Below are 16,664 nucleotides of genomic sequence, written 5' to 3'. Positions count from 1 at the left end.
GTCCGACAGGACACTCGAAAAGGATACCGGTATGTTTGATTTGACTGGAAAATGCGCCCTTATCACCGGGGCTTCGGGCGGGATCGGGGGCGAGATTGCACGCACCTTGCACGCCGCAGGGGCTACTGTTGGTCTGTCCGGCACGCGCGTCGAACCGCTGCAGAAGCTGGCGGATGAACTGGGCGAGCGCGCTCATGTCCTGCCGTGCAATCTGGGTGATCCCGAGGCCGTGGCCGCGTTGCCGAAACAGGCCGCCGATGCCATGGGGTCCGTTGATATTCTGGTCAACAATGCAGGCATCACCCGCGACAACATCTTCATGCGCATGTCCGACGAGGAATGGCAGAGCGTGATCGACGTGAACCTGACCGCTACCGCCAAGCTGTGCAAGGGTGTGCTGCGGGGCATGATGAAGGCGCGCTGGGGCCGCATCATCAACATCTCGTCCGTTGTTGGTGCAACCGGCAACCCGGGTCAGGTGAACTATGCCGCGTCCAAGGCGGGCATGGTCGGCATGACCAAGTCGCTGGCCTACGAGGTCGCGAGCCGTGGCATCACCGCCAATGCCGTCGCGCCGGGTTTCATTACGACCGCGATGACCGACAAGCTGACCGATGAGCAGAAATCCGGCATCCTGACGCAAGTTCCCGCCGGTCGGATGGGCGAGCCATCTGAAATTGCGGCGGCCGTTCTGTACCTTGCAAGCCCCGAAGCGGGCTATGTTACCGGAACCACCTTGCATGTGAACGGCGGCATGGCCATGTTGTAGGCGCAGCCAGGGGCAGATGCGAAAGCGTTTGCCTCTTGCGTCGTCTGTGCTATAGGCGGCGCATGTAATCAGGGGCCGGTCGTTCAGGTCGGCCTTCTACTTTCCCGGAGACCCGGGACCCAAACCGCCCGGATCGGGCAAACCAAGGCCACCCCGAGCGGGCAAGGGCAGAACCGGGCAGACCGCCCTGAAATGGAATGAGGAATAGACATGAGCGACGTCGCAGATCGCGTTAAAAAGATCGTTGTTGAGCACCTGGGTGTTGAAGAGGACAAAGTCACCGAGAACGCGTCCTTCATCGACGATCTGGGCGCGGACAGCCTGGACACCGTTGAGCTGGTCATGGCTTTCGAAGAAGAGTTCGGCATCGAGATCCCCGATGATGCAGCCGAGACCATCCAAACCTTCGGCGACGCCGTGAAGTTCATCAGCGAAGCTTCCTGATCGCTTTGAATTTGACCGAAAACGGCGCTTCCGGGCAACGGAAGCGCCGTTTTTTTTTGCCCGCTCGAATTCCCGCTTGCCTCGTGGAAAATCGGTTTGCACTGTTTGCGATGAGGCAACAAAACACCGGGTAAGGGCATGAAAAGATCCGCCCCGATGATCAACACCGCGCGCCTGATGATGTGCGCAATGCGCCCCGAGGACTTTGAACGGTTCGCGGAGATTTGGCGTGACCCCTGCGTGGTGCGTCATATCGGGGGCAAACCCCGCACCCGTGGCGAGGCGTGGGACGCGTTCCTGCGCAATGCGGGACACTGGCAGATGGCTGGATTCGGGCAATGGGCCGTGTTCTTGCAGGCGAATCGCAAATTGATAGGTCAGGCAGGGTTCTTTTACGGCAACCGCTGTCTGGGCGAGGATTTCGACACCTTCCCCGAGGCCGGTTGGGTGTTGGCGCCCGAGGCGCATGGCCTGGGATACGGGCACGAGGCCGTTCAGGCCGCGCATGACTGGTTCGACCGGATCATGCCCGGGCCGTTGGTGTCGATGATTGACGCGGATCATGAGGCCTCGCAAAAGTTGGCGGCCAAGCTTGGGTATAAATTGCTTCGCGAGACAGAGTATCGGGACAGCCCGGTGAAACTGTTTCGACGCGACGGCCCTCCGGCCCGGAACTGAAACGCTTCTTTTTTCGCGGTGACGCAAACGGATCGTCGTTTGCCGAAACTGAGAAACGCGAACCTGCGCGCGACCAGTATGCTATTGTGGATATCCGGAACGATTGAGCGGAGGAGTGTGCTCATGAGGGTTTATCCTACAATGGAATTGCAGAACGGCCGCTGTGTCACGCTGGACAAGGGCCGTCTGGACGAACCGATGATCTGGCATGTCGATCCAGTGGAAACGGCCCAAGGCTGGGCCGCCGCAGGTGCCGAGTGGATGCACCTGACCGATTTCGATGCGATCGAGGGGCGGGACACGAACTCTGCGCTGGTCGAACAGATCATCCGCAGCGCCGAGCTGCCTGTTCAGTTGGCGGGCGGGTTCCGCTCGCGCGAGCAGGTCGAGCGTTGGATCGACAAAGGGGCAGGCCGCATCGTGATCGGCACCCTGGCGGCGCGTGATCCCCATCTGTTCAAAGAGTTGGCCAAGCTATACCCGGACCAAATCGTATTGGCCGTGGACGTATGGCAGGGCTACGTGATGACGGACGGCTGGCGCACCCAAAGCGCGTTCACCCCGGAGGCTTTCATCGAAGCGTTTGCCGATGCTCCACTGGCTGCCATTCTGGTCACCGATATCGATAGCGACATGGTGGATGTCGAGGCGCAGCTGGGCCTGATTTCGGGGCTGGCCGCGCATTCGCGCACACCGGTGATCGCCAGCGGCGTCGTGCGCAGCAGCGACGACATCTCGCGTCTGGCGTATATTCCCAATATCTCGGGTGCGTTGGTCGGACGGGCGCTGTTCCGCAAGACGGTCGACCTGTCCGAGGCATTGGCAGTGGCCAAAACCGCCCATGAACCAGTGGCACAGTTCCAGTAACGCAGCCTGATCCGTCCGAGCCGCCCTTGACAGGTCGTCGGGGGCGGCTCGTGTGATTCTGCTCTGGCCGGGCGCGGCGTGCGGCGCGGAGGCAGGCGGCAAGCTGCCGGTGCGGAATACGCTGTTGCTCTTGCCCCCGGACCCCGGGCCGGGGTATGAGCGTTTCTCAAACAGGAAGCAGGCAAGAGGCATTTCATGCGCAGAGTCGTTGTAACCGGTCTGGGATTGGTCACTCCACTGGCCAGCGGGGTCGAGGAAACCTGGTCGCGGCTGCTGGCCGGAGAGTCGGGTGCCGGCCCGATCACCTTGTTCGATGCCGAAGCTGCAGGGGTCACCACGACCTATGCCTGCGAGGTGCCTCGCGGTGACGGGACCAACGGGACTTTCAACCCCGATGACTGGATGCCGCCCAAGGAACAGCGCAAGATCGAGGACTTCATCCTGTATTCGATCGCCGCAGCCGAGATGGCCTGCAAGGACGCGAACTGGCTGCCCGAGGACGAGGAAGAACGTCTGCGCACCGGCGTTCTGATCGGGTCGGGTATCGGTGGTCTGGGGTCGATCGCGGAAACCGCCAACCTGATCCGTGACAAGGGTCCGCGCCGCGTGTCGCCGTTCTTCATCCCGGGCGCGCTGATCAACCTGGCCTCGGGTCAGGTCTCGATCCGCTTTGGCTTCAAAGGGCCGAACCATTCGGTGGTCACCGCCTGTTCGACCGGTGCCCACGCGATCGGCGATGCCAGCCGTATCATCCGGTCGGGCGATGCCGACGTTATGATCGCCGGCGGCGGCGAGGGCTGCATCTGCGAGATCGGTATTGCCGGTTTCAACGCATGCAAGGCGCTGTCGACCAAATATGCCGACAACCCCAAGGCCGCCAGCCGCCCCTATGACGTCGACCGCGACGGTTTCGTAATGGGCGAGGGCGCCGGTATCGTGGTTCTGGAAGAATACGAGCACGCCGTGGCCCGCGGCGCCAAGATCTATGCCGAGGTTCTGGGCTATGGCATGTCGGGCGATGCCTATCACATCACGGCGCCGGCCGAGGATGGCGACGGGGCGGAGCGCTCGATGAAGGCGGCGCTGCGCAGCGCAGGGCTCGAACCGAAGGATCTGGACTATATCAACGCGCATGGCACCTCGACCATGGCGGACACGATCGAACTGGGGGCCGTTGAACGGCTGCTCGGCGAACATGCCAGCAAGGCGACGATGAGTTCGACCAAATCGGCCACAGGACACCTGCTGGGGGCCGCGGGCGCGATCGAGGCGATCTTCTCGATCCTGGCGATCCGCGATCAGGTGGCCCCGCCGACGATCAACCTGGACAACCCGGCGGTGGAAACGCCGATCGACCTGGCGCCGAATGCCAAGCGCGAGCGTGAAATCAATGTGGCGCTGTCGAACTCGTTCGGCTTCGGTGGCACCAATGCCAGCGTGATTTTCGGGAAAGCATCTTAAATGTGGCGGGCTCTGGCATCCAATGCGCTGACCTTTCTTGTGGTTGCCATGTTTCTTCTTGGCGGTCTGATCCTTTGGGGGCAGTCGCAGTACAAGGCCGAGGGCCCGCTCGATACCGCCATTTGCCTTCGGGTGAAGGGTGGTTCGAACATGAACAAGGTCAGCCGTGACCTGGAGGATCAGGGCGCGATCAGCAGCGCAACGATCTTTCGTATGGCGGCAGACTACACCGACAAGTCGCAGCAGCTGAAAGCGGGTAGTTTTCTGATCCCCGAAGGCGCTTCGATGGCGGAAATCATCGACGAAGTCACCCGCAGCGGCGCCAGCACATGCGGAACCGAGGTCGAGTACCGCATCGGTGTGACCCGCACTCAGACACGGGTTCGCGAGCTGGACCCTGCAACACTGAATTTCGTCGAGGTCGCATCTTTTGTCGTTGGTGAGGACGAAGTCCCTGAAGTCTATCAGGAAAAGCGGAACCAAGCCGATACGCGATACCGCGTTTCCTTGGCAGAAGGTGTCACCAGTTGGCAGGTCGTTGAGGGGCTGAAGGCCGTGGATGCCCTGACCGGAGAGGTCTCGGAAATTCCGCCTGAAGGCATGTTGGCCCCGGACAGCTACGAAATCTCACCGGGTAATGAGCGAACGGCTTTGCTGCAAAACATGCAGGACCGACAGCAAGAGCGGATTGCCCGGGTTTGGGAGACGCGTCAAGACGGGTTGCCCCTGTCCAGCCCCGAAGAAATGCTGATCCTCGCCTCGATCATCGAGAAGGAGACAGGCATTCCGGAAGAGCGCGGTCAGGTTGCCAGTGTCTTTGTGAACCGCCTGAAGCAAGGCATGAAGCTGCAGACGGATCCCACAGTGATCTACGGCGTGACCAAGGGTCAGGGTACGCTGGGCCGAGGCCTTCGCCGCAGCGAGCTTCGGCGGAACACGCCCTGGAACACCTATTTGATAGACGGTTTGCCGCCCACGCCGATTGCCAACCCGGGACTGGCCAGCTTGCAAGCTGCCGTGGCGCCAGACGAGACCGATTTCGTGTTCTTCGTCGCAGATGGAACCGGCGGCCATGCCTTCGCCAAGACGCTGCAGGAACACAACCGAAACGTTGCCAAATGGCGTGAGATCGAAGCCGAGAGGAACAATTCGGGTAACTGATCCGCTCGCTGGTCGAGCGCAGAGCCAGCATAAATCAGGCGGAGAACCCGCCTGAGAAATGAAAAGTCAAAATCCTGGAAAAAGACTGCGCACATGGAGACATGCGCGCAGTTTTTTATGCGGCCGATTTGCGGCGCGGACGGCGCCGACGGTTGGCGGGGCCATTTGCGCCCTGCGGTTTCGGGCCACGGCGTCGATTGCGCTGGCGATTGCCGGGCTTGGCGGCCTCTGCGGCTTCGGGTGCCGCTCCGCTGGCGACCGGGATCTCGATCTTCATCAATTTCTGAATCTGACGCAGCAGATCAAATTCATCCGGTGCGCAGAAGGCGATGGCTTCGCCTTCGCGGCCGGCCCGAGCGGTGCGGCCAATGCGGTGCACATAGTTGTCAGGAACGTCCGGCAGGTCATAGTTGATGACATAGGCCACCCCAGGAATGTCGATGCCACGGGCCGCCACATCTGTGGCAACCAGAACTGTGATCTCGCCGGCGCGGAAGGCCTTGATCGCGCGGTCCCGCTGGCCCTGGCTTTTGTTGCCATGGATCGATGCTGCGTTGTAGCCGTCGGCGACCAGCCCCTTCATCAGCTTTTCTGCGCCGTGCTTGGTGCGCGAGAACACAAGCGTCAGGGCGTCGGTATCACGCGAAAGGATTTCGCGCAGCTTGGCGGGTTTTCCCGGCTTTTCAACGAAATGCACCGACTGGGTGATCTTGTCGGCCGCCTTGCCCGGAGGCGAGACCTGTACCCGTTGCGGGTTGGTCAGGTAGGCGCGGCTGAGTTCCTCCATCTGCTTCGGCATGGTGGCCGAGAACAGCATCGTCTGGCGCGGAGTGCCCAGTTGCGGCGCGATTTTGCGCAGAGCGTGGATGAAGCCGAGGTCCAGCATCTGGTCAGCCTCATCCAGAACTAGGTGCCGAACCGAGCCGAGATCGACCGCGCCACGTTCCATCAGGTCGATCAAACGACCTGGGGTCGCGACAAGAATATCGGTCCCACGCGACAGGAACATGATCTGTTTGTTGATCGACTGTCCGCCCACAACTGTGGCCACGCGCAGTTTCGTCTTTTTGGTAAGCGTGCGGAGGCTGTCAGCGATCTGGTTCACCAGTTCGCGGGTTGGGGCGAGGATCAGGGCCTTGGCAGTCTTCGGCGCCGGTTTGCCGGGCTGCGCCAGAAGGTGGTCGATCAGCGGCAGGCCAAAGGCCAGCGTCTTGCCGGTGCCGGTCTGTGCAAGACCCAGAATGTCGTGTCCTTCCAAGGCCAACGGGATGGCCTGATTCTGGATCGGTGTGGGTTGAGTGAAATTTGCGCGCTCGAGCGCGTCGTTCAGTGCCGGCGCGAGGCCGAGCATGTCGAAATCGAACAAGTCGTCTTCCTTTGTGATCCGCGCCGGCATTGGCCGTACGCGAACAAGAGTAGCTGGCCGCGCGGATTGCACGACCGGCAGGGAGTGTGCGCAGCCTCAGGATTTGCGGGCGAGTCCCGCAACGTCCGGCTTTTGCGTCAAGAACCCTGCGTGAATGGGAACTGGGAAAATTGGGCGCTATCTCGGACCTCGGTTCGGTCCGCGTGCTCACGCGGCAGCGCTGTGGCGTAGATGAGCGCTGCTGAGGCGAATGTCAAGCCAACACCGGCAGTCAAGGCTGCCGGTGTCCTATCCGTTGCAAATGGATGGTCAACGACGAGGCGTCGGGGCGGCGGCAGCCAGCGCCTTTTCGACTGCCTGTGCGGTGGAGGGGTGCCCGGCCTTGGACAGGCACGAAGCAATTATACCCGCGTCAGGGCGCTCGGGGCGCTTGCCGGGCTTGGGACGATCGCCCAGGCAGCTTTGGAGCGCAGATTGCGGAACGCCAATCTCGCTGGCGATCTTGCCAAGATCAGGTCCGCGGTGCCCTGTCTGAGCCTGCGCCACTGTGCCGAAGAGCATCAGGCCTCCCAGACAGATTACCGAGACATAGCTGAGGGGATGGTACATTTTTTGTCCTTCAGAAGTTTTTCGTATGTTTGCGGTTCTTGGTGTTTATGCAGATTGCGTGTGCAATCCGTTTTTGAAACGCACGACGGGAATTACTCCGTCGCGGAAATCTTGCCGATCACAGAATTGGTTGCGGTCCCTGAGCTGGATTAGGATTTTGTTAACACTGGCAGTGCGTTACTTGTTGCGCGCTGTTGCGTCGGAGCTTGACTGAGCGCCCGATTTCGCGTATAAGTTGTGTCATGCTAGAAGAAGTGGGCAACGGCCCCGGGGCGACCCGGCGGCCGTTTTTCATTTCTCTCGTGCGGAGATCACTCACGCATGAGGTCACAGGCAAACATGACTTTGATTACCCCGGAAGAGCGGATGTCCCGGACGGCCGAGCTATTGCAGTCGTTGGAGGTGTCCATTCGCGGTTTGCGGCAAGCGGCGGAAGACCTGCGCAAGCGGATCGAGACCGGGGAGGATGCAGACCTGGCGAGTTCAGCCAGACAACTCGGGCAGCTAGAGGGGCTGATCCGAAGTTGCCAGAAAGTGGAGACAAGCTTTGTCGAACAATGTCACAGACAAGCGGGAATTGCCCAAGGGGGCTATGCGCTCGACCTGGAGCGGGCCCGATCTGAGATCGGGTGCCGATTGGCTCGCCTCCGCGCCTGCTGCGGTGCGGGACAGGTTTCTGAGTGAGATCGTGGAGGGAGGGCTATGTGCCCTCCCTTTCCTGTTCGAGTTCTGGGCGCTGCCGCATCAACTGCCGCCCGAGGGCGACTGGCGGTCTTGGGTTATCATGGGCGGGCGTGGCGCGGGCAAGACGCGGGCCGGGGCAGAGTGGGTGCGATCCGTGGTCGAGGGGGCCAAGCCGTTTGATGAGGGTGAGGCCCGGCGCGTGGCGCTGGTGGGTGAGACCTTTGACCAGGTGCGGGACGTGATGATCTTTGGCGACAGCGGAATCATGCAGTGCTCTCCGCCTGACCGGCGACCGCAGTGGAAGGCGTCGGAACGCAAGCTGGTCTGGCCCAACGGTGCCGAGGCACAGGCCTTTTCGGCTCATGACCCCGAGGGGCTGCGGGGGCCGCAGTTCGATGCGGCTTGGGTGGATGAGCTGGCCAAGTGGAAAAAGGCAGGCGAGACCTGGGACATGCTGCAATTCGCGCTGCGACTGGGCGAGCGGCCGCGGGTCTGCGTGACCACGACGCCGCGCAACGTGAAGGTGCTGAAGGACCTGTTGGCGGCACCGTCGACGGTGATGACCCATGCGCCGACCGAGGCGAACCGGGCCAACCTGGCGGAGTCCTTTTTGCAGGAGGTGCGCGCGCGTTATGCGGGCACCCGGCTGGGGCGGCAGGAGTTGGACGGGGTGCTGCTGGCCGATGCCGAGGGGGCGTTGTGGACTGGCTCGATGCTGGATGCGGCGCGGGTCAAGGCGGTGCCCGAGCTGGACCGCGTGGTGGTGGCGCTGGACCCGGCGGTGACGAGCGGATCGGGCGCGGATGCCTGCGGGATCGTGGTGGTCGGCGCGCAGGTGCAGGGGCCGCCCGAGGACTGGCGCGCCTATGTGCTGGCCGACCGGACGGTGCAGGGCGCTGGCCCGGCGGGCTGGGCGCGCGCGGCGATCGACGCGATGGACGAATTCGGGGCCGAGCGGCTGGTGGCCGAGGTCAATCAGGGTGGGCAGTTGGTAGAAGAGGTGGTGCGGCAGGTGGACCCTCTGGTCCCGTTCCGGGCGGTGCGGGCCTCGCGCGGGAAGGTGGCGCGGGCCGAGCCGGTGGCGGCGCTCTATGAGCAGGGGCGGGTGTTCCATGTGGCCGGGTTGGAGGCGCTGGAGGAGCAGATGTGCCAGATGACCGCGCGGGGGTTTGAGGGGCAGGGCTCGCCCGACCGGGTCGATGCGCTGGTCTGGGCGCTGCATGAGCTGGTGGTGGGACCGGCGGCGGCATACCGGCGGCCCAGGGTGCGGGTTTTGTGATCAGCCCTTGGGCTTTTCGAACTTCGCGAAGGCCTCGGCATAGTCGGGGTGCCAGCGCGAGAGGGCAGGGCGGTTGTGGATGATGTCCTCGGCGGCCCATTGAACGCGACAGCGGTCGCGTTCGGCATCGACGTCGTTGTCGGGGCAGAGGATGTAGAAGTCGCCGTGGGCCATGCGGTCGAGGAAATAGTCGACGGTCTGCTCGCTGGTCCAGGCGGCGGCCGGTTTTTCGGGCAGGAATGACGCGACCATGCCGGTATAGGTAAAGCCCGGAACGAAGAGATGCGCGGTGATCGGTGCGCCGGCCTCGCGCAGCTCGTGCGCGAGCTGTTCGGTCAGCGTTTTGACGGCGGCCTTGGACACGTTGTAGCCGGGGTTGCCTGGCGGAGATGTTATCCCCTGCTTTGACCCGGTGTTGATGACGACGGCCGGGCGGTCAGCCTCGATCATGCGGGGCAAAAAGGCTTGGACGCCGCGCAGCACCCCCAGAAAGTTCACGTCGAGAATTTTCCGCCAGTTGTCGAATGACTCCCATGTTTTCGTCGGCAGGCTGATCCCTGCATTGTTCATCAAGACGGCGACCTGCCCGGCGGCGAAAGCTGTGTCGGCCAGATTTTCCATATCGGCTTGAGAGGTGACATCCGTCGGCACCGCGGTGATGTTTGCCGCGTCAAAGCCTGCCTTCAGGTCTTGCGTCGTTTCGTCCAGCGCCTGTCCCGGAAGATCGGCCAGTATGACGTCCAGCCCGGCCTGGGCAAAACGCTGTGCCGCGACGCGACCGACTCCGCTGGCGGCGCCGGTCACGACGGCGATCCCTCCGGTTTTCACTGCGCTTTCATACATGGCTGGTCCCTCGTGATGCTCAGATGCAGAGGGTAGCGCATTTCTGTCGGATGCCGAGGTTTATCCTGCGGGCACATGTTCCCCAGCCGTTGCACAACGGCCGTACGCCCCATTCCCGAGGCTTAAAGATCTTTCCGTCATAACTCCTTTCAACAAGCCGGGCAGAGCGGCGGCAGAAAGGAGCATCTGGACATGGTATTCGATTTCTTGCGTCGTGGATCGGCTGAGAAAGCCCCCGAGGCAAAAGCAAGCGCAGCCGGGCCGGTGGTGGCCTGGCAGACCGGCGGACGCGTGGCCTGGAGCCCGCGTGACAGCGCCTCGCTGACGCGCACGGGGTTCTCGGGCAATCCGGTGGGGTTCCGGTCGGTGAAGCTGATTGCCGAGGCCGCGGCGGCGCTGCCCTTGGTTCTGCAGGACGACGCGCAGCGGTATGAGACGCATCCGGTTCTGCGCCTGATGCGCCGCCCGAACGCGGCGCAGGGCAAGGCCGAGCTGCTGGAGGCGCTGTTCGGGCAGCTGCTGTTGTCGGGCAACGCATATGTCGAGGCGGTGCAGGCCGAAGGCGGGTTGCCGGTTGAACTGCACGTGCTGCGCTCGGACCGGATGAGCGTGGTGCCGGGGGCGGATGGCTGGCCCAGGGCCTATGACTATACCGCCGGGGGAAAGACGCACCGGTTCCCGGCCAAGGCCATCTGCCACATCAAGTCGTTCCACCCGCAGGATGACCACTATGGCTTCTCGCCCCTGCAGGCGGCGGCGATGGCGATCGACGTGCACAACAGTGCCTCGCGCTGGTCGAAATCGCTGTTGGACAACGCTGCGCGGCCCTCGGGCGCGCTGGTGTGGAAGGGCGGCGACGGACAGGGCGTGATGGCCGAAGAGCAGTTCCGCCGCCTGAGCGACGAGATCGAGGCGAACTATCGCGGGGCGCGGAATGCCGGGCGTCCGATGGTTTTGGAAGGGGGGCTGGATTGGAAGCCAATGGGCTTTTCCCCCTCGGACATGGAGTTTCAGAAGACCAAGGAAGCCGCCGCCCGCGAGATCGCGCTGGCCTTCGGTGTCCCGCCGATGCTGCTGGGGATCCAGGGTGACGCGACCTATTCGAACTATCAGGAGGCCAACCGGGCGTTCTATCGCCTGACCGTTCTGCCCCTGGTGACGCGGGTGGCGGCGGCGTTGTCGGACTGGCTGTCGGGCTTTACCGGCGAAGATCTGGTGCTGAAGCCCGATCTGGACCAGGTGTCGGCGCTGGCGGCGGAGCGTGACGCGCAATGGGCGCGGGTGGCCAACGCCGATTTCCTGGCGGATGCCGAAAAGCGTGCTCTGCTGGGCCTGCCGGCGCTGGCGGAGACGGCGGATGGCTGACACGCCGGGATACCCGCCCTTTGACTGCGCGCCGGGCCTGCGTCTGGCCGCGCACGAGAGGGTGGCCGAGATCCAGCATGCGCATCTGTGCAGGCGACTGGATCAGATCGAGGAAATGATGGAACGGCTGGAGCGGCGGTTGTGGCTGACGGTCTATGGCGTGACGGCGGTGATCCTGGCGCAGGCGTTCCAGTCTTTCCTGACGGTGGCGCCATGAATTCAGTGGCTTACGAGGAGTTGTTCATGGATTTGGAACGCAAGTTCGCGCGGTTCGGCGATGGGCTGTCGGTGACCGAAGACGCGGTGATCGAGGGCTATGCCAGCCTGTTCGGCCAGGTCGATCAGGGCCGCGACGTGGTGCAGAAAGGTGCCTATGCCGCGTCGCTGGCCGGGCTTAAGGCGGCCGGTCAGCGGGTCAAGATGTTGTGGCAGCACGACCCGGCCCAGCCCATCGGCGTGTGGGACGAGGTGCGCGAGGATGAGCGCGGCCTGTGGGTCAAGGGGCGGTTGCTGGAGAGCACCCAGAAGGGGCGCGAAGCGGCCGAGCTGATCCGCGCGGGTGCGCTGGACGGGCTGTCGATCGGCTATCGCACCAAGCGGGCCGTGAAGGACGACAAGGGCCGGCGGCTCTTGACGGAACTGGAGCTGTGGGAGGTGTCGCTGGTGACCTTCCCGATGCTGCCCAGTGCGCGGGTGGCGGCAAAGGGGACGGACCCCGATGCCGAGGACACCTGGCGCAGTATCGCCGAGGTGTTCGAGAACGCCCGGCAGGAGCTGGCGCGAACCTAGCGCGCCTCAACCCCCACCCAGAAAGGAAGTGTTGATGAGCAAGACCGAGACCGCGGCCTTGACCGGAGAGGGTGTGCCCCTGGTTCAGGAGGTGAAGCAGGCGATGGCTGGCTTCGTAAGAGAATTCAGGGGCCTGAAGGCTGAAGTTCAACACAAACTGCAACAGACAGAAGAGCGACTGACCATGCTGGATCGTAAATCAACCATCGCGGCGCGCCCGCATCTTGCGGCCTCGACCCTGGAGGAGGCGCCGCACCAGAAGGCCTTTGATGCCTATGTGCGCTCGGGCGATGACGATGCCCTGCGCGGGCTGGAGATCGAGGCCAAGTCGCTGTCGACGGCCGTCAACAGCGATGGCGGCTACCTTGTCGATCCGCAGACCGCCGAGATGATCAAGTCGGTGCTGAAATCCACCGCGTCGATCCGTTCGATCGCGTCGGTCGTGAATGTCGAGGCGAATTCGTTCGACGTGCTGATCGATCATACCGATGTGGGCGCGGGCTGGGCTGCCGAGAACGCCACCGCCGCCGAGACCGGCACCCCGTCGATCGACCGCATCTCGATCCCGCTGCACGAGCTGAGCGCGCTGCCCAAGGCCTCGCAGCGGCTGCTGGATGACAGCGCATTCGACGTCGAGGGCTGGCTGGCTGGCCGTATCGCCGACAAGTTCGCCCGCGCCGAGGCGGCGGCTTTCATCAACGGCGACGGCATCGACAAGCCCAAGGGCATCCTGAGCCATCCGGCGGTGGACAACGACGTCTGGACCTGGGGCAACCTGGGCTATGTGCCCACCGGTGTCGCGGGCGGCATCGATGCGGATGCGATCGTGGACGTGGTCTATGCGCTGGGCGCGCAGTACCGCGTGAACGGTACCTTCGTGATGAACTCGAAAACCGCGGGCGTGATCCGCAAGCTGAAGGATGCCGACGGCCGCTTCCTGTGGTCGGACGGCCTGGCCGCCGGTGAGCCCGCGCGCCTGATGGGCTATCCGGTGCTGATCGCCGAGGATATGCCCGATCCGGGCACCGACAGTTTCTCGATCGCCTTCGGTGACTTCTCGGCCGGTTACACCATCGCCGAGCGCCCCGACCTACGCGTGCTGCGCGATCCGTTCAGCGCCAAGCCGCATGTCCTGTTCTATGCCACCAAGCGCGTGGGCGGCGACATCAGCGACTTTGCCGCGATCAAGCTGGTGAAATTCGGCACCGCCTAAGCGGTGACGGATCCGGGGGGCCGGTGGGCCGGTCCCTCGGGCGGCGGGCGCGGGCCGGGGTGAGATCCCCCGCGTTGTCTAGCTGCTCCCCTCCGTCCGAGCAACGTGGGGCGGCACGTGCCCGCCATTTTCCAAGGATGCGGCCCCCGGAGGGGTCCGAGATTGCGGAGTGAATGGATGATGTTGATCGAAGAAACCGCCATCGCGGATGCGGCGCTGCCGGTGGATCAGTTCAAGGCGCATCTGCGGCTGGGCACGGGATTTGCCGAGACCAGCCTGCAAGACGACGTGTTGAAGGGGTTCCTGAGGGCGGCGATGGCCGCGATCGAGGCGCGCACGAGCAAGGCGCTGATATCGCGCAGTTTCACCTGGACGCTAAGCCGGTGGCGCAACGACGCGGGCGAGGTCCTGCCGGTTGCGCCGGTGACGAGTATCGACGCGGTGATGCTGACTGACGCGCTGGGCGCCGAGCAGGTGGTGGCGCCCGGGACCTACCGCCTGGAGCGCGACAGCCAGCGCCCTTGCCTGCGGCCGATTGGGGCCTGTCTGCCCGCCATTCCCACCGGTGGAGAGGCGACCATCGCGCTGACGGCCGGGATGGCGGCGGACTGGGGCGGACTGCCGGCCGATCTGGGGCAGGCGGTGCTGCTGCTGGCGGCGCATTACTATGAATACCGCGACGAGACCAGCCTGGGCGACGGTTGCATGCCCTTCGGCGTGACCAGCCTGATCCAGCGCTTTCGCATGGTGCGCTTTGGCGCGGGGGTGATGCAATGAGCGCGCTCCGCCTGAACCGGCAGTTGGTGCTGGAGGCCCCGGTGCGGGTGGCCGACGGTGCGGGCGGCTATGCCGAGACATGGACACCTCTGGGCACGCTGTGGGCCAAGGTGACGGCCCGGACCGGCACCGAGCGCGCGATCGCGAATGTGGCAGTCTCGCGCGTGAGTTACCGCATCGTCGTGCGTAGCGCGCCCGAGGGGTCGTCGATGCGCCCGGCGCCCGATCAGAGGTTTCGCGAGGGCGAGCGGCGCTTCGTGATCCGCGCCGTGGCCGAATACGACGCGGCCGGGCGCTATCTGACCTGTTTCGCGGATGAAGAGGTGGCGGCATGAGCTATGGCGTTTCGGCCGCGCTGCAGGCGGCCGTGTTCCAGCAACTTGTCAATGACAGGGTCATATCGTCCCAGGTCGGCGACGCGATCTATGACGCGGTGCCTTCGGGGACATTGCCGCAGACCTACATCACCCTGGGTCCGGAAGAGGTGCGCGACGCCTCGGACAATACGGGGCAGGGCACTTTGCATCGGTTCACCGTATCGGTGGTCTCGGAGGCCGCCGGGTTCGGCGTGGCCAAGACCCAGGCCGGGGCCGTGTGCGACGCGCTGGACGGCGCCGCACTGACGCTGGAACGGGGGCGGCTGGTGGGGCTGTGGTTCGAGCGGGCCTCGGCCCGGCGCAGCGGGACAGGTGGCGCGATCCGGCAGGTCGACCTGAGATTCCGCGCCCGCGTGGAAGACAACTAAGCAATCAATGGAGAGAGCATATGGGTGCCCAGAACGGTAAGGACCTGCTGGTCAAGGTGGACATGAACGGCACGGGTCTGTTCGAAACAATCGCGGGGCTGCGGGCCACGCGGATCAGTTTCAACGCGGAAAGCGTGGATGTCACCTCGTTGGAGAGCCAAGGCGGCTGGCGCGAGCTGCTGTCGGGGGCGGGGGTCAAGTCGGCCTCGATTTCCGGATCGGGCGTGTTCAAGGACGCCGGCACGGATGAACGCGCGCGGCAGTTGTTCTTTGACGGCGAAACGCCCGCCTTTCAGGTGATCATCCCTGATTTCGGCATCGTCGAAGGACCTTTCCAGGTGACCGGGATCGAGTATGCGGGCTCGCACAATGGCGAGGCGACCTATGAGATGAGCCTGGCCAGCGCCGGCGCCCTGACCTTTGTGGCGCTGTGATGGTCAATCCGTGGGCGGGAGAAGTGGCGCTGGTGGTCGATGGCCAGCGCCGGGTGCTCAAGCTGACGTTGGGCGCGCTGGCCGAGCTGGAGCAGGAGCTGGGCGCAGGGTCGCTGGTGGAGCTGGTGCAGCGGTTCGAGAGCGGCGCCTATTCCAGCGGTGACGTGCTGGCGCTGATCTTGGCGGGGCTGCGCGGTGGCGGGATGGATGTGACCCGCGCCGACATGTTGCGGGCCGAGATCGAGGGCGGCCCGATGGCTGCGGCGCGAGCGGCGGCCGAGCTGCTGGCGCGGGCCTTCATGGTGCCGGGTGAGTCATGAGCGGCTTTGACTGGCCCGGCCTGATGCGGGCCGGCCTGCACGGGCTGCGGCTGACGCCGGATCAGTTCTGGCGTCTGACCCCGGCGGAACTGCGGCTGATGCTGGGGCAGGGCCACGGGATGCCGGCGATGAACCGGGCACGGCTGGACAAGCTGCTGGCCGCCTGGCCCGACAAGATACAAGGAGAGCGTGATGACGGATCGGGACGGGTTTGACGACCTGCAGGAGCGCGGCGAGGCGCTGGGCGATGCCCTGGGCGATGCCGCCACGATGGCGGCGGCCTTCGACGCCCAGATGAAGCGGATCAGCGCCGCCTTTGAAGAGACCGGGAAGGATGTCGCTACCCTGGAGCGGGGCATGTCGAGCGGCCTGCGCAAGGCCTTCGACGGCGTGGTTCTGGATGGCATGAACCTGTCGGACGCGCTGGACGTGCTGAAGAACTCGATGATCCGCACGGCCTATTCGGCAGCGATCAAGCCGGTGACGGATCATTTCGGCGGCATGCTGGCCAATACGGTCGGCGGCCTGGTGCAGGGGCTGCTGCCCTTTGCCGACGGCGGCAGTTTCGCCCAAGGGCGCGTCATGCCCTTTGCCAATGGCGGCGTGGTTACCGGGCCCACCACTTTTCCGATGCGCGGTGCGACCGGGTTGATGGGCGAGGCCGGCCCCGAGGCGATCATGCCGCTGGCGCGCGGCCCGGACGGCAAGCTGGGCGTGCGCAACTCGGGCGGCGGACGGGCGGTGAACGTGGTGATGAACATCACCACACCCGACGTTCAGGGCTTTCGCCGCAGCCAGGGCCAGATCGCGGCCCAGATGAACCGTGCCCTGGGGCGCGGCAATCGCAACCGGTAGTTTGG

Annotated in this window: 21 protein-coding genes; 18 read left to right on the top strand and 3 right to left on the bottom strand. The window is 64.2% G+C overall.

Features of this window, described 5'->3' with window-relative positions; genetic code table 11:
• The first annotated feature begins 31 nt into the window (after positions 1 to 31).
• The 6 genes from fabG to mltG all read left to right on the top strand — a co-directional run bounded on the left by fabG (position 32) and on the right by mltG (position 5,380).
• Positions 32 to 769, top strand: a complete 738-nt coding sequence (fabG, locus tag ACR3EK_RS09545; protein WP_170338567.1) for a 3-oxoacyl-[acyl-carrier-protein] reductase — start codon at positions 32 to 34, stop codon at positions 767 to 769.
• A gap of 210 nt (positions 770 to 979) precedes the next feature.
• Complete coding sequence (locus ACR3EK_RS09540) at positions 980 to 1,213, top strand: acyl carrier protein (RefSeq protein ID WP_005982462.1); 234 nt, start codon at positions 980 to 982, stop codon at positions 1,211 to 1,213.
• Positions 1,214 to 1,351: 138 nt separating this feature from the next.
• Positions 1,352 to 1,891, top strand: a complete 540-nt coding sequence (locus tag ACR3EK_RS09535; protein ID WP_093962408.1) for a GNAT family N-acetyltransferase — start codon at positions 1,352 to 1,354, stop codon at positions 1,889 to 1,891.
• Between the two features lie 123 nt (positions 1,892 to 2,014).
• Positions 2,015 to 2,758 carry a 1-(5-phosphoribosyl)-5-[(5-phosphoribosylamino)methylideneamino]imidazole-4-carboxamide isomerase gene (locus ACR3EK_RS09530; RefSeq protein WP_170363221.1) on the top strand — a complete coding sequence of 248 codons (744 nt, stop codon included), beginning with the start codon at positions 2,015 to 2,017 and terminating at the stop codon, positions 2,756 to 2,758.
• 195 nt (positions 2,759 to 2,953) lie between these two features.
• The gene (gene fabF / locus ACR3EK_RS09525; protein ID WP_170338075.1) at positions 2,954 to 4,219 is read left to right on the top strand and encodes a beta-ketoacyl-ACP synthase II; all 1,266 of its coding nucleotides are present in this window, start codon (positions 2,954 to 2,956) and stop codon (positions 4,217 to 4,219) included.
• The gene (gene mltG, locus ACR3EK_RS09520) at positions 4,220 to 5,380 is read left to right on the top strand and encodes an endolytic transglycosylase MltG (RefSeq protein WP_480633252.1); all 1,161 of its coding nucleotides are present in this window, start codon (positions 4,220 to 4,222) and stop codon (positions 5,378 to 5,380) included.
• A gap of 115 nt (positions 5,381 to 5,495) precedes the next feature.
• On the opposite strand, the gene ACR3EK_RS09515 is transcribed toward mltG, so the two are convergent.
• Together ACR3EK_RS09515 and ACR3EK_RS09510 are read right to left on the bottom strand one after the other, a co-directional pair.
• Entirely contained in the window at positions 5,496 to 6,746 is a 1,251-nt protein-coding gene (locus ACR3EK_RS09515; protein ID WP_170523273.1) for a DEAD/DEAH box helicase, read from the bottom strand.
• A gap of 309 nt (positions 6,747 to 7,055) precedes the next feature.
• Positions 7,056 to 7,355 (bottom strand): hypothetical protein, encoded by a 300-nt coding sequence (locus ACR3EK_RS09510; protein ID WP_170390426.1) that lies wholly within the window; start codon positions 7,353 to 7,355, stop codon positions 7,056 to 7,058.
• Positions 7,356 to 7,947: 592 nt separating this feature from the next.
• Between ACR3EK_RS09510 and ACR3EK_RS09505 the strand changes: the two genes are divergently transcribed.
• Positions 7,948 to 9,318 carry a DNA-packaging protein gene (locus ACR3EK_RS09505; protein WP_480634015.1) on the top strand — a complete coding sequence of 457 codons (1,371 nt, stop codon included), beginning with the start codon at positions 7,948 to 7,950 and terminating at the stop codon, positions 9,316 to 9,318.
• On the opposite strand, the gene ACR3EK_RS09500 is transcribed toward ACR3EK_RS09505, so the two are convergent.
• Complete coding sequence (locus ACR3EK_RS09500) at positions 9,319 to 10,161, bottom strand: SDR family NAD(P)-dependent oxidoreductase (protein ID WP_480633251.1); 843 nt, start codon at positions 10,159 to 10,161, stop codon at positions 9,319 to 9,321.
• A 192-nt stretch (positions 10,162 to 10,353) separates the two neighbouring features.
• Here ACR3EK_RS09500 and ACR3EK_RS09495 point away from each other — a divergent pair, with 192 nt between their 5' ends.
• The 11 genes from ACR3EK_RS09495 to ACR3EK_RS09445 all read left to right on the top strand — a co-directional run bounded on the left by ACR3EK_RS09495 (position 10,354) and on the right by ACR3EK_RS09445 (position 16,659).
• Entirely contained in the window at positions 10,354 to 11,526 is a 1,173-nt protein-coding gene (locus ACR3EK_RS09495; RefSeq protein ID WP_480633250.1) for a phage portal protein, read from the top strand.
• Positions 11,519 to 11,743, top strand: a complete 225-nt coding sequence (locus ACR3EK_RS09490) for a GTA head formation protein, RCAP_rcc01685 family (protein ID WP_480633249.1) — start codon at positions 11,519 to 11,521, stop codon at positions 11,741 to 11,743. Before ACR3EK_RS09495 ends, ACR3EK_RS09490 begins: the two co-directional genes overlap by 8 nt.
• A gap of 26 nt (positions 11,744 to 11,769) precedes the next feature.
• The gene (locus ACR3EK_RS09485) at positions 11,770 to 12,315 is read left to right on the top strand and encodes an HK97 family phage prohead protease (protein ID WP_170390422.1); all 546 of its coding nucleotides are present in this window, start codon (positions 11,770 to 11,772) and stop codon (positions 12,313 to 12,315) included.
• A gap of 34 nt (positions 12,316 to 12,349) precedes the next feature.
• The gene (locus ACR3EK_RS09480; protein WP_480633248.1) at positions 12,350 to 13,528 is read left to right on the top strand and encodes a phage major capsid protein; all 1,179 of its coding nucleotides are present in this window, start codon (positions 12,350 to 12,352) and stop codon (positions 13,526 to 13,528) included.
• A gap of 177 nt (positions 13,529 to 13,705) precedes the next feature.
• Positions 13,706 to 14,305 carry a head-tail connector protein gene (locus ACR3EK_RS09475; RefSeq protein ID WP_480633247.1) on the top strand — a complete coding sequence of 200 codons (600 nt, stop codon included), beginning with the start codon at positions 13,706 to 13,708 and terminating at the stop codon, positions 14,303 to 14,305.
• Positions 14,302 to 14,640: a phage head closure protein gene (locus ACR3EK_RS09470; RefSeq protein WP_480633246.1), complete on the top strand. Its 339-nt coding sequence runs from the start codon at positions 14,302 to 14,304 to the stop codon at positions 14,638 to 14,640. Before ACR3EK_RS09475 ends, ACR3EK_RS09470 begins: the two co-directional genes overlap by 4 nt.
• Positions 14,637 to 15,050: a DUF3168 domain-containing protein gene (locus tag ACR3EK_RS09465; RefSeq protein WP_480633245.1), complete on the top strand. Its 414-nt coding sequence runs from the start codon at positions 14,637 to 14,639 to the stop codon at positions 15,048 to 15,050. The genes ACR3EK_RS09470 and ACR3EK_RS09465 overlap by 4 nt, the downstream gene beginning before the upstream one ends.
• Positions 15,051 to 15,070: 20 nt before the next feature.
• Positions 15,071 to 15,484: a phage major tail protein, TP901-1 family gene (locus ACR3EK_RS09460; RefSeq protein WP_170443078.1), complete on the top strand. Its 414-nt coding sequence runs from the start codon at positions 15,071 to 15,073 to the stop codon at positions 15,482 to 15,484.
• Positions 15,484 to 15,804: a gene transfer agent family protein gene (locus tag ACR3EK_RS09455; RefSeq protein ID WP_170358767.1), complete on the top strand. Its 321-nt coding sequence runs from the start codon at positions 15,484 to 15,486 to the stop codon at positions 15,802 to 15,804. Before ACR3EK_RS09460 ends, ACR3EK_RS09455 begins: the two co-directional genes overlap by 1 nt.
• Positions 15,801 to 16,019, top strand: a complete 219-nt coding sequence (locus ACR3EK_RS09450) for a rcc01693 family protein (protein ID WP_480633244.1) — start codon at positions 15,801 to 15,803, stop codon at positions 16,017 to 16,019. The genes ACR3EK_RS09455 and ACR3EK_RS09450 overlap by 4 nt, the downstream gene beginning before the upstream one ends.
• The gene (locus tag ACR3EK_RS09445; protein WP_480633243.1) at positions 15,997 to 16,659 is read left to right on the top strand and encodes a phage tail tape measure protein; all 663 of its coding nucleotides are present in this window, start codon (positions 15,997 to 15,999) and stop codon (positions 16,657 to 16,659) included. The genes ACR3EK_RS09450 and ACR3EK_RS09445 overlap by 23 nt, the downstream gene beginning before the upstream one ends.
• Positions 16,660 to 16,664 lie beyond the last annotated feature (5 nt).

The sequence above is a fragment of the Ruegeria sp. BC8 genome, from assembly GCF_056535705.1.
The sequence above is the reverse complement of the archived record's forward strand: the minus strand, read 5'-3'. Positions and strand labels throughout refer to the sequence as shown.